General features: G+C 33.5%; 12 protein-coding genes. 6 read left to right on the top strand and 6 right to left on the bottom strand.

Translation table 11 applies throughout. The annotated features are described in order from the left end of the window. Positions 1 to 39: 39 nt before the first annotated feature. Positions 40 to 1,113 (bottom strand): rod shape-determining protein, encoded by a 1,074-nt coding sequence (locus tag E7Z81_RS06540; protein ID WP_292745557.1) that lies wholly within the window; start codon positions 1,111 to 1,113, stop codon positions 40 to 42. A gap of 2 nt (positions 1,114 to 1,115) precedes the next feature. After that, positions 1,116 to 1,754, bottom strand: coding sequence for a hypothetical protein (locus E7Z81_RS06535; RefSeq protein WP_292745555.1), 639 nt, complete (start codon positions 1,752 to 1,754; stop codon positions 1,116 to 1,118). Positions 1,755 to 2,169: 415 nt separating this feature from the next. Between E7Z81_RS06535 and E7Z81_RS06530 the strand changes: the two genes are divergently transcribed. From E7Z81_RS06530 to E7Z81_RS06515, 4 genes are read left to right on the top strand one after another with little or no spacing between them, the layout of a single operon-like run. Continuing rightward, on the top strand, positions 2,170 to 2,871 hold the full coding sequence (locus E7Z81_RS06530) for an archaetidylserine synthase (RefSeq protein ID WP_292745553.1): 702 nt from the start codon (positions 2,170 to 2,172) through the stop codon (positions 2,869 to 2,871). A gap of 42 nt (positions 2,872 to 2,913) precedes the next feature. Then, positions 2,914 to 4,080, top strand: coding sequence for a DUF515 domain-containing protein (locus E7Z81_RS06525; protein ID WP_292745551.1), 1,167 nt, complete (start codon positions 2,914 to 2,916; stop codon positions 4,078 to 4,080). A gap of 37 nt (positions 4,081 to 4,117) precedes the next feature. Next, positions 4,118 to 4,840 (top strand): class E sortase, encoded by a 723-nt coding sequence (locus tag E7Z81_RS06520; protein ID WP_292745549.1) that lies wholly within the window; start codon positions 4,118 to 4,120, stop codon positions 4,838 to 4,840. Beyond that, a complete protein-coding gene (locus E7Z81_RS06515; RefSeq protein ID WP_292745547.1) occupies positions 4,840 to 5,214 on the top strand; it encodes a dihydroneopterin aldolase family protein in 375 nt (124 codons plus the stop codon). Before E7Z81_RS06520 ends, E7Z81_RS06515 begins: the two co-directional genes overlap by 1 nt. A gap of 3 nt (positions 5,215 to 5,217) precedes the next feature. Here E7Z81_RS06515 and mfnA read toward each other — a convergent pair whose 3' ends face one another. From mfnA to rplJ, 3 genes are all read right to left on the bottom strand, one after another. Continuing rightward, entirely contained in the window at positions 5,218 to 6,375 is a 1,158-nt protein-coding gene (mfnA, locus tag E7Z81_RS06510) for a tyrosine decarboxylase MfnA (protein ID WP_292745545.1), read from the bottom strand. 62 nt (positions 6,376 to 6,437) lie between these two features. Next, positions 6,438 to 8,711: a phosphoenolpyruvate synthase gene (gene ppsA / locus E7Z81_RS06505; RefSeq protein ID WP_292745543.1), complete on the bottom strand. Its 2,274-nt coding sequence runs from the start codon at positions 8,709 to 8,711 to the stop codon at positions 6,438 to 6,440. A gap of 183 nt (positions 8,712 to 8,894) precedes the next feature. After that, complete coding sequence (rplJ, locus tag E7Z81_RS06500; protein ID WP_292745541.1) at positions 8,895 to 9,377, bottom strand: 50S ribosomal protein L16; 483 nt, start codon at positions 9,375 to 9,377, stop codon at positions 8,895 to 8,897. 224 nt (positions 9,378 to 9,601) lie between these two features. Here rplJ and E7Z81_RS06495 point away from each other — a divergent pair, with 224 nt between their 5' ends. Beyond that, entirely contained in the window at positions 9,602 to 9,829 is a 228-nt protein-coding gene (locus E7Z81_RS06495; protein ID WP_292745539.1) for a KEOPS complex subunit Pcc1, read from the top strand. Positions 9,830 to 9,904: 75 nt separating this feature from the next. Further along, positions 9,905 to 10,903 carry a hypothetical protein gene (locus E7Z81_RS06490; RefSeq protein ID WP_292745537.1) on the top strand — a complete coding sequence of 333 codons (999 nt, stop codon included), beginning with the start codon at positions 9,905 to 9,907 and terminating at the stop codon, positions 10,901 to 10,903. On the opposite strand, the gene E7Z81_RS06485 is transcribed toward E7Z81_RS06490, so the two are convergent. Further along, the gene (locus E7Z81_RS06485) at positions 10,887 to 11,981 is read right to left on the bottom strand and encodes a nucleotidyltransferase family protein (protein WP_292745535.1); all 1,095 of its coding nucleotides are present in this window, start codon (positions 11,979 to 11,981) and stop codon (positions 10,887 to 10,889) included. The two genes, E7Z81_RS06490 and E7Z81_RS06485, sit on opposite strands and share 17 nt — an antisense overlap. Between the last annotated feature and the right edge of the window lie 36 nt (positions 11,982 to 12,017).

The following is a 12,017-nucleotide window of genomic DNA, read 5'->3' as shown; positions in this document are numbered from 1 at the left end:
AAAAATCAATAAAAAAAAGAGAAATAAATAAAAATTTATTTATTTCATAGCCCTGAGACGGACTTCAGGTTCTAACGCAAGAGGTTCAGCAGCAACAATAGCTGTTCCTTTTGCAACAACAGTCATTGGATCATCAGAGATTTCAATTGGAATTCCAATTTCATCAAAGATTCTTTCTTTAATTCCACGTAATCTGGAAGTTCCACCTACAGCAACGGCATTGTTATAAACACCCATCATTAATTCAGGAGATAATCTTTCCAAGATAACATTTAAACCACCGATAATTTGTTGCATATATGGTTCAACAGCTTCAGCAATCAACATTGAATCAATAACAACTTTTTTAGGCCTGTTAGTTTCTAAAGATTTTCCAATAACTTCAACACTTAAGTTTTCAATTTGTTCGCTACAATGGACCATACCCACTTCCATTTTTGCGGATTCTGCATCATGAATACCAATAGCTACATCATATTTTTCGGCAACAAGCTCTACGATTTTATTATCGATATCGTCACCACCACATCTAACAGTTTCAATATCATTAATACCGCCGAGGGAAATGATTACAATATCAGTTGATCCTGCACCAATATCAACAACCATAGTTCCATTCGGTTCTGCAATAGGCAAACCTGCACCAATAGCTGCAGCTAAACCTTCACTTATAACCAAAATATTTTGTGCACCTGCTTTTCTGCCGATTTCTTCAGCAGCATTCTTTTCAACTTCAGATGCATCACCAGGAATACCGATGACTATTCTTCCAACACTTTCGCCCTCATTGATACCAATTTGCATTGCTTTAATGAGTAATGCTTGTGCTTGTACAACATTTTCAATAACTCCTTTTTTCAAAGGTCTTACTGCAAGAATATCCTCTGGAGTTCTTCCAAGCATTCTTTTAGCTTCTTCACCAACAGCTAAAACTTCTGAAGGGTCATCTTTTTTCACAGCAACAACTGATGGGATTTGATATAAATCAAATTTATCACCAGAAGGTTTTGCGATAACAGTGTTTAAAGTTCCTAAATCAATTCCTAAACTATTGCTAATGACTCGGGTATTTTCAATTTGTGGTTCTTCCTCATCTTTTCCAAAAATATTCATGATTATTCCTCCGTTACAATATCTTTAAAATCTATAACGAAAATTTTATTAGATGTAGCTACGCTTTGAAATCTACCAACGTCCTTATCTTTTTCGACAGAAACGACTACAGTAGTTAATACAACTTCATTTGCATTGTAAAATGGTTTCAAAGCAGATTTAATGAAATTTGGCAATCTAACGTCATTATTTATATCAACATCGATGAAACTAGTAGTCTGTGATTTCTGAAGAATCTTAAATGGTATTTTTGATTTTTCAATTCTTGAAAAGGCAAATTTTAAAACATTATCCGGTGCCACAAGGACCATCAGATTAGGTTCATCGGACAGGTATCTGCGGGGAATCTGAACATAGGCACCGCCGCAATTTGCCGCATATTGTTTAAACTCATTAATCACAATGGAGTTTCCATAAAGCATCAAGAAATCAAATTTTTTATCTAATTTACCATCTTTTAAAATCGCATGCTCCCTGAATAAAATTTTAATGTTTGAATTGGACAGAATAGCTTTATAAGCCATCTCATCAACCAAATCAACATTACCTGCAATGACACACCAAGTTTTTTCAATCTTGAAACTACTGTCTGTAGTGACTCTTGCAGCTTGTCTGAGAACACGGATATTATCTTCAATCATTTGACTACTCGCAATACAATTAATATAAATTCTGAAACTAAAAATAAATATCCATAATCATTTTTATAAAAATTCAAGCCTGGATAAGGCTTAAATAAAAAAACATTATAGCTATTTATTAACAGTCTAACAATTAATATTTATTAAAAATATTATTATATATATTTTATCTTTGATGGTTAATTTTACAAAATTAATTAATAAATCTCAATTTTTTTAATCAAACTAAATAATGACGCCGAAATGTTAAAAAAAATCACCATATAATAAGTATTATCTAAAAAAATAAAAAATATAACACACTCCAATAAAAATAACACTTATAAATAATTAAATACAAATATAAGTAAAAATAAGCTAAAATCAAAGACAAATTTAATATGTCAAAACATAGAAATTAATTACTGGAGAAAACATGAAAATTGAAGATACATCTATAAGAAAATTTATAGCAATATCAGACATAATATCATTATTGAATATGAGCTGCGGTTTTATATCAATACTGAACTCAATAAACCAAAATTTTGAGCTAGCAGCATTATTCATGATATTTGCAATCATGTTTGACTCAGTAGATGGTTGGGTAGCGAGAAAAATAAATAGAAACGATGCATTAGACTTTGGGAAAAATATAGATTCCCTATCCGATGCAGTATCATTTGGTGTGGCACCAGCAGTATTCCTATATTCAACTATTAACACCACCACCGATATAATTCAACCAATAACAATAATCGTAGGCCTATTAATTGTAATTTGCGGAGTTTTAAGATTGACAAGATACAATGTCATTGCCGATAAAATCGAAACAAAGGATTTCATCGGATTTCCAATTCCGGGAATTGCATTTATATTAGCTACATTATACCTAAGCGGAATATATAACCCATATCTAGCGTTAATCTTAAGCATTATCATTTCATTAATAATGATAAGTACCATAAGATATCCCAAATTCGACAATATTCCGACATTGGCCGTATCATGCATACTAATCGTGCTGCTGATATTGCCTGTTAAATTTGTCCTATTTAACATCAATATTCCTGCGTTATTGTTGTTGATTTTCTGTTTATATTACTTTATAATTAATTTAATTAAAAATTACGCTTAAATTGACACCATCTACTTTTAATCACCAATTAGGAGTAGAACCATGACCGAAGAAAAACCAAGAGATCCATTATTTCCAAAGGGTTTTGGAGAAACAAAGGACCTTAAAAAGCAATACACGGAAGAAACTCTCAAAAAACCTGCGAAAAAAGATGAATTAAGTCCGCTGAAAAAATTGAATCATAAAATCGGAGTTTATCTCAATCCCAAATCAACAAAGATAAGCGATGATGAGCAAAAAAGAAAAACCGGAGTTATCATAACTGCATTAATATTAATTACATTAATCGTATCATCATATTATTTCTTAATTTATCAACCGCAACAGGAAGAACTGTCACTTATGAAAACAACAAAGTTGAATGAGCTTCATGACCTATATTCCGGACCACTGGTAACATCACCAAATGAAATTACATTGGAAAACAAAATCAATAATGCTAAAAGTACCGGAGAACTAGAAAGCATAAACATACTATCGCAGGCGTCAAAAGACTGGAAATCCTACCATAAGAAATCTATAAGCTCAAATATTGATTCATATAACCGAATTATGGCAGTATATTCAAATGAAAGTAAAGACATAATAATGAGCGGAGATGAAGCCGTCAATATCATCAATGAAAATGACGCAACGGTTTTATCAAAGATAAAATTTGAAACACCAAATACCGTGTCAGTGCCAATACTTGTTTCAAGACTGCAGGCCGGAGCGGGACTGATTAATGTAGGCAGCGTCGTTGACATATATCTTAATTCAAACTTCACCAATGAAAGCGGCCAGACCAATTCAAGCCCGGACATAAGCGGATGCACAGTACTTTCCATAATGAGATATGAAGAAAATGGAGAAATCGATTCGGAATATTCAAAGTCCAGAATGAACATTAACGGAAATGACACATATCCCAGAGAAAACACAAAATCATTTTCATCAAATGTTTTGGAACTGCTGAAGGGGTCCATCATAAAAGGATATAGTGAAAAAGAAACTATTGAATTACTCAAGGATTATGGGGTCAAATTATCAAACTATGAACGGCAAATCAATTTAGGAGATCTCGATGCACAGTACATGCTTTTGATTGAAACTCCACAGGACAAGGTTAATTTCCTGTTAAACAATATGGAAAATATAGTGTTGACCATACCAACATCCAAAGCTCCGACATGGATAGTTGAAGAGTTGAGAAGTACCTATGCATATTAAAAAAATTATTATATTAAATATTACAAAATTAATGATTATGAACAGACAAACTATTTCAACAATAATCGTTATTATTTGCATTCTTATAATAGGATTATATGCAATGGGGGAAGTGAATTATTTTTCATCCAAAATTGCTGTGGAAAGGAATATTGAGTCCCCTGCAATTGTCATTCCTTCAATAGGAGTTAATGAAAAGATTAACAATCAATCATTATCACAGGGAGTATTGCATGAACCAAGTTCATATATGCCTGAACAAGGTGACGTGCTGCTGTTTGGACATAGAACCCTGCAAGGTTCACCATTTTTAAGACTTAATGAACTGTCCAACGGCGATGAACTGCTTTTGGAATGGCCAGGAATAGGTGAATTAAAATATACTGTTGTAAACTCAATGATTGTTCCTGCGGACTATAAACTAACAGCAGTTGAAGGAGAAAATAATTTATATCTCATCACATGCGACCCAATTGGATCAACTGAAAACAGACTAATCATTCAGGGAGAATTAAGCAACGTCAGTTCAATAAATGACGATATCATTAAAAATAATCCTCAAGAATCCAACGCATGGATTATTACTGCAATATTTTTAGTGGTAGGATTGATTTTCAGTTATTTCTACCCTAAAGAACAAAGGATATTCATATTGGCTACTGTACTGATTATCTCTGCAATACTGGCATACTGTTGCATAAATCCAATCCCTTCAGAGCTGATATATGACAAGATAATCTTTTTAAACGGAGGAATATAATGGACGTTGATAAAGAATATTTCTCCAATATAACCACAAGGGAAAGAGCCATATTTGAAGGAGCCATTAGTATGGGGGCGTTATTCCACCAGTTTGTTGGAACCCCCATTAACAAAAATACAAAAAGCGGTCTTGAAACAAGTATGGAAGAATCTTTAAAATTGCAGCCTGCAATAGAAGATGTTGATGTGACTATCAGATTCGACAAACTCGAGCAGTCAATGACCGAATTTGAATACACCTCCCTTACAGGGGATATGTTGGATGTTAAAATTTACACAAAAGTAGAAAATGTCAAAGCTACAATAAGAATTGAGTTTATTGAAGAACTCAATTACCCTTTAATGTATGTTGAAGACATTACAGAAGATTGAAAGTTAATATATTTCTTTTAAATCTTCTAATAATTCTTTTAAATGACTTTTTTTGATATGGTTCATAAGGACTATTCTGATAGCTATCGGACATTTGGCTACAGAAACCTTCCAATCTTTTTCTTCTAATTTTTGAGCAAAATCGTTAGTGTCCAAATCAGGATGATTAAATGCAACAATATTTAATTCCGGTTCGCAGACAACATCATATCCTATTTCATTTAAACCATCATACAGATATTTGGTGTTGTTCATCAACTCATCGGCAATTCTGCAATACCCCTGCTTTCCGAAATATTTCATTATTGCATAAGTTGCCACAGTTGAAGCTCCTAAGCGAGTACCTACAATTGTTGACTGGGTTTTAACTGTCAGGTATGGTGAATCAACAGCCATAACATCAAGATACTCCTCTTTTCTAAAGATGATACCTCCTGCAGGAATAGGTGCCAAACCCATCTTATGAGGGTCAACAGTGATTGAACAAACTCCCGGCAGTGAAAAATCAAAAACAGGCAAATCATATCCTAATTTTTTCAAAAATGGAATGGAAAACCCTCCAAAAGCAGCATCAACATGGAAGTAAATATTATTCTCAAATGCAATTTCGGAGATTTCTTTTATGGGATCTATTAAACCCAATTCGGTTGTACCGGCAATAGCTACAATTGCAATAGTCTTATCAGAAATAACGTTTTTTAAAGCATCAACATCGATTTTATAATTTTCATCAAGTTTTGCTTCAACAATTTTTAGATTTAACATGTCCGCAGCTTTTTTAAATGAAAAATGAGCGGATTCTGGTATAATTATTTCCCCATCAGTTATGCCTTTGTATTTTCTTGCATGATTTCTTGCGGCGCGAATAGCCATTATGTTGGCCTCAGTACCGCCAGTTACAATATTGCCATAAGCATTATCTAAACTAAGCAATTCACCAATAGATTTGATAACTTCATTCTCAATAAATTTAGTTCCTTTAAAAAGACCAGGATCTCCAAGATTGGTATCAAGAAACTTGCAGTAAACTTCTTTTGCAAATGGATGGGCTTCAGTACACATTGACCCTAAAATCCTTCCATCAGCATAATCATAATCCAATTTATGAATATCCTCAAGTTCTTTTAAAATTTCATCTTTAGCTATCGGTTTATCTTGCATAAAATACCCTAATAAAAATAAATCAAATCAAAATAATAAAAATAAAAAAAAGAATAAAAAGATTATTCTAAACGTTTACGAGCAGCGTCAAGAATAATTTTTTGTTCAGCTCTAGCAACAGTCTTTCTCACATCAGCGATAGCGTCAGCATTTGAAGATACACTTGTAATTCCAAATCCGACAAGTTTTTCTACAATGTGAGGTACACTACCTGCTTGACCGCAAATACTACAGGTTACACCTGCTTCAGCACATTTTCTAATTGTTCTTTCAATTAATTTCATTACTGCAGGGTGCTCTTCTGAGTAGTGTTTTGCTACAAATTCATTGTTTCTGTCAACTGCAAGAGTGTATTGAGTTAAATCGTTGGTTCCTAAACTTACAAAGTCAATTCCAACTTTAATGTACTCATCAATCATGATTGCAGCTGCTGGAATTTCAACCATCATACCGAAGTCCACATCTTTGTGAGGTTCTAAACCTACTTCAGAACAGAGTGCTTTAGCCTGTTTGAGTTCTTCAGGACTTTGTGATAATGGAATCATGATTCCAATGTTAGTGTAACCTTTTTCGTGTAATTTCTTAATAGCTTTGAATTCACATTTGAGGATTTCAGGTTGGTCAAGTTCCCTTCTGATACCTCTCCAACCAAGCATTGGATTGTGTTCTCTAGGTTCATTTTCCCCACCTTCCAATGTGATGAATTCATCTGTTGGAGCATCTAAAGTTCTGTACCATACAGGTTTTGGATAGAATGCATCTGCTACAATCTGAACATTGTCTGCGATTGTATCAATTAATTCATCTTCTCTTCCATCTGCAATGAATTTACCTGGGTGAACACCTGAGGTTAACATTAAGTGTTCGGTTCTTAAAAGTCCGACACCGTCAGCACCGGTTGCAGCTGCTCTTTCTGCTGCTTCAGGCATACTTACATTAGCTTTTACTTCAGTGACAGTAATGATTGGAGCTGCTTCAACATTTGCTACTGCTGGAGCTTCTTCTTTAGTTTGAGAGATTCCTTCAAATACTAATCCTTTTTTACCATCTAAAGTAACACCAGTATTTTCTTCCAGGGTAGCTGTAGCATTACCTGTTCCTACAACACAAGGAATTCCAAGTTCACGGGAAATGATGGATGCGTGACAGGTTACTCCACCTTCATCGGTGACAATACCGCTTGCTCTTCTCATAGCTGGAACCATATCCGGGGTGGTCATGGTTGTAACCATGATGTCGCCATCTTGGATTTTATCCAATTCATCGATGTCGAAAACGATTTTTACTTTACCGGTTGCCATTCCAGGACTTGCTCCCAGACCTCTTACAAGAACATCTCCAACATCAGAAGGAGAGTCATCTGCTTCTTCTTTAACATCTCCTAAAGTAGTAATAGGTCTTGCTTGTAATAAGAATAAGTTTTCTCTTTCAAAAGCCCATTCGGTATCCATAGGTTCTCCATAATGAGCTTGAACTCTTTTACCCATTTCGGTTAATTCGATGAGTTCTTCGTCAGACAATACTCTTTCGTTTCTTAAATCTTCAGGAACATCAACTTTTACACTTGTTCCGTTTTCATCGTTGGTGTACATTACTTTTTTGTCACTGATTGTGACATTGATGATTTCATTATCTTTTTTATCAACTTGATAGTTATCAGGAGTTACGTCTCCAGATACAACAGCTTCTCCAAGACCCCATGATCCTTCAATTAAAGCAATTTCTTCACCGGTAGATGGGTTTACAGTAAACATTACACCAGCTTTGTCTGCATTTGCCATTTTTTGAACAACAACAGCAATGTATACTTTTGAGTGTTCGAAGTTATTTTCTTCCCTGTAAAAAATAGCTCTTGCTTCAAATAATGATGCCCAACATTTTCTAATGTATTCAATTACTTCATCATCACCTGAAACGTGTAAAAATGTATCTTGTTGACCTGCAAATGAAGCTTCAGGTAAATCTTCTGCGGTAGCGGAAGACCTGATTGCAACGTCAGTGTCATCTTCACCTACTCTTTGACAAAGTTCATTATAGTATTCACGGATGAAAAGTACTAAATCTTCTGGAATAGGAGCTTCAATGATTATTTGTTTAATTTCTTCAGCAGCAGCTTGAAGAGCTTTAGTATCATTAATGTCAATCTTTTCAAGGATTCCCATTACTTGATCGTTAATTCCAGCCTCATCCATAAATCTTTCATAAGCTTGCGCAGTTACTACAAAACCAGGTGGCACAGGAATACCTGCTTGGGTTAATTCACCCAAATTAGCACCTTTACCGCCCGCAATTCCAATGTCAGACTTGTTCAAGTCCTCAAATTTTACAACATACATAACATATAACCTCTTGGATTAAAAATTATATTAAATTGACAACATTAGCCTATAAAATATTACCAATTATATGTATAATATTTTTAATTTTAATGTTTAAATATTTAATTATAAAAATTGAAAAAAAGTGAGATAATAAAAAAAAGTTAAAAAAAAGAGTAGAAAAAGAAATTAATTAAAAATCTATTTAATTAAATCTTCGCCTTTGTCAACAACGATTTTGCATGGAACTGGTAATTTCATACCTGCTCTTTTTAATGCAACTTTTGCTTGTTCAAAGTTCTTTTCTTGGCAGTCAATAGTGATGATTCTTTGATCTTTTTTAACGATAGCTTCAACACTGATTGGTTTACCGAAAGCGTTTCTCATACCACTTTGTACCCTATCCGCACCTGCACCGGTTGCCATTGGGTTTTCCCTTACGATTTGGTGAGGGTATACTCTTAATTTTAAGTGGTAACCCATTCTACCAGCAGCTCTTTGCATTAATCTGTTAGAAGCAATCCTTGCAGCTTCTAAAGAATTGTGTCTAATTTGAGCTGGTTTTTTAACAGCTAAACTTACTGCTACTGGAAATTCATCTTTTAAATTACCCATATCATATTGTACGATTCTTGAGTTTGGGGTTTTTCTAATATAATCTCTTCTTGTATAAGCACGAACCATTATAATTCCTCCGAAATAAAAATAACATGAAAATCATGTTCAATTGAAAAAAATAGCTATGAAATTTGAGTTTGAAAATAGCTATATAAAAATTATATATCGTAATATATAGAATACTTAAATATATTAATTAAGTTATTAATAAAGGTTACCATAAAATCCATGGAATAAGATAAATATCATCAACTGAAAATATTAATATATAATTTGCAAATGTGAAAAAAATGAAAATTAAATCAACATTAACATTAAAATACAAATATAACGAATCAGCTTCCTTAATATATGATTCACTGGAAGTTGATAATGAGAATTATGTTAAAGGCAATATAAATAATGAAACAATTGAATATAAAATAGACAGTGAAAGCTTAGGGAGTTTCCTTGCAACAACTGATGATTTAATCGCATCAGAAATAGTGGCTGAAAAAATTATTGACAAAACTTCCTAAACTATGAAAACTTATATATAAATAAAAATCATAAATATAATCATTAATAAAATTTATCAATGAGAGTGTATACTTATGGAATGTCATTATCACCCAGAAAGAGAAGGAACAGATATTTGTGCAATATGTGGAAAATCTATTTGTAAAGAATGTGGTTTGGAAATTGCCGGAAAAGTTTATTGTAAAGATTGCCTGGAAAAAATTGTCGGCCTCGGACTGGACAATACCCAACAGCAACCTGTGCAAAACGAACCGGTACAAGAAGAAAATATCTACCAGCCACAGGAAGAATATGAAATACCATATGCTCAAGAAGAACCTGTTCAGGAATATAAAGTTATTAGTGACGATTCCCCATACAATATAAAAGACAGTATTGAATACAGCGGAGGACTCGAATCATCATATATCAGTGATAATGAAAGTATTTATCAAGAAGCACCTCAAGTACAGGAAGCACCACAAGTGCAGGAAGTTCCTCAAACTGAATACGAATACATTCCACAGACTGAAGTTCCTCAACAACCAGTTGCTGAAGAACCAGAGTATATATATCCAGATCATAATTATGAACCTCCAACAACACACGCAAGACAGGAACTTGAAGACAAATATGAAAAATATTTAGATGATTTGTACTTTGAAGAAAATGAAGTTCCATTAGGAGAACAACTTGCAAAAGACGAAGCTCAATATGGATCTTTAACCAGAAAAGAATATAAACCTAGACCTGTTGTTGAAGAAGTTCCACAAAAAACCATTCCTAGAAATGAAACCCCTGAAGAAATGGAAGCTAGAATCAGAGCTGAAATCGCCAGGGAAATGAGTGGTGAAAAACTAAAAGACCAACCAAATGAAAAAGGAATTCACAACTTAAATTACCAAGAAGAAAAAGAACCAATGGGTGTTGTTGATATATTATTAACAATAATATTGATTCTCGTGATTTTAGTTGTAATTTATTACCTAGTATACCTATTTATGTTAGGTTCTGTATATCCAACATTTATGGATGCAGTATTCGCACTTAAAAATCCACAAAATGTTGTAAACCACGTTATAACTGGCGTTTAAATAATGAAATATTTTCATTATTTATCTTTTTTTTAAATTTTTCCAAACAATCATCATTCTTATATCCCAATATCCGTATTACTGAGGGATATTTATCTATATACTGTGAGACTAATTTTTTAGGAATCGGATTTTCCAGGACGCTTAGGACCCTTTGGCGAAAATGAGTTGAAAATCCCTGTAAAATCGCATCCTCAATTTCATCAATATTATCAAACGGCCTGTTTTCAACAATACTTTGTGCCAATTTATCGCTGAACAGGTTTAAACCTGCAAGATCATCAAATGAATACTGATTTGCAGTTTCCAGAATACGGTCTGCATCTCTTATTCCATAAATGATTGAATCATTTTTTATCTCACGTTTCAAAACCTCGATTGTTTTAGGAGGCATCATGTCCAAAACATTATCAAAATTATCCTCAAGAATACTTTCACGAATAAGGGTGCCACTTACACCTCCTATACGCTCTACAAAAATAAACTTATCCTTAAAGTCAAATCCTATTTTACTTAATGAGTTTGCAAAAGAGGTTATGACATAGTTATCCTCTTCCAGCTTGCCTTTTAAAAGAATTTCATTGGTGGTCCTGTCGACTACCTTATAGGGTTTTGAAGCAACATGATGGCCCAAGTTAACTCTTTTCAATATTTCATCAATACCTTCCACAGGCTTGTATCCTCTAGGAATATAATCGGTATTCAATGCTTTGAACATGCGGCACAGGCATAATGAATACTGTCCGGAACCCATTATCCCCATAGGTGGTCCCTCAACCACAACATCAGCACCAACAGAAATTGCAATTTCAGCCCTAACTTCCCTGGGCAATATATATGGAATACCTCTACCACTTCGTTCAAATAAACCCGGCACAACAGCTACAAATAATGAGTCAGGAAACATATGTTTTGCAGTTTTCATGCAATGAAAATGACCATTATGTAAAGGATTATACTCAGTAAAATCAGCTATCAAATTAATATCTGATGATGCATCAGAAACATTACAATTTTCATTCAAATCATTGTAAAAAAATTCCATATCACGTGAAAGAATATTTGAAACTTGAGACATAAAATTAAATATAACACTTAAATTAAAAAAAACTTA

The sequence above is a fragment of the Methanobrevibacter sp. genome, from assembly GCF_015062935.1.
Lineage (GTDB): Archaea > Methanobacteriota > Methanobacteria > Methanobacteriales > Methanobacteriaceae > Methanocatella.
Note: the sequence above shows the minus strand (reverse complement) of the source record. Positions and strands in the feature narration are given on the sequence as shown.

What these genes read in the sequence shown, in the direction of transcription:
- E7Z81_RS06540 (WP_292745557.1), bottom strand. Translation starts at nt 1,113, where the DNA reads ATGAATATTTTTGGAAAAGATGAGGAAGAACCACAAATTGAAAATACC.
- E7Z81_RS06535 (WP_292745555.1), bottom strand. Translation starts at nt 1,754, where the DNA reads ATGATTGAAGATAATATCCGTGTTCTCAGACAAGCTGCAAGAGTCACT.
- E7Z81_RS06530 (WP_292745553.1), top strand. Translation starts at nt 2,170, where the DNA reads ATGAAAATTGAAGATACATCTATAAGAAAATTTATAGCAATATCAGAC.
- E7Z81_RS06525 (WP_292745551.1), top strand. Translation starts at nt 2,914, where the DNA reads ATGACCGAAGAAAAACCAAGAGATCCATTATTTCCAAAGGGTTTTGGA.
- E7Z81_RS06520 (WP_292745549.1), top strand. Translation starts at nt 4,118, where the DNA reads ATGAACAGACAAACTATTTCAACAATAATCGTTATTATTTGCATTCTT.
- E7Z81_RS06515 (WP_292745547.1), top strand. Translation starts at nt 4,840, where the DNA reads ATGGACGTTGATAAAGAATATTTCTCCAATATAACCACAAGGGAAAGA.
- mfnA (WP_292745545.1), bottom strand. Translation starts at nt 6,375, where the DNA reads ATGCAAGATAAACCGATAGCTAAAGATGAAATTTTAAAAGAACTTGAG.
- ppsA (WP_292745543.1), bottom strand. Translation starts at nt 8,711, where the DNA reads ATGTATGTTGTAAAATTTGAGGACTTGAACAAGTCTGACATTGGAATT.
- rplJ (WP_292745541.1), bottom strand. Translation starts at nt 9,377, where the DNA reads ATGGTTCGTGCTTATACAAGAAGAGATTATATTAGAAAAACCCCAAAC.
- E7Z81_RS06495 (WP_292745539.1), top strand. Translation starts at nt 9,602, where the DNA reads ATGAAAATTAAATCAACATTAACATTAAAATACAAATATAACGAATCA.
- E7Z81_RS06490 (WP_292745537.1), top strand. Translation starts at nt 9,905, where the DNA reads ATGGAATGTCATTATCACCCAGAAAGAGAAGGAACAGATATTTGTGCA.
- E7Z81_RS06485 (WP_292745535.1), bottom strand. Translation starts at nt 11,981, where the DNA reads ATGTCTCAAGTTTCAAATATTCTTTCACGTGATATGGAATTTTTTTAC.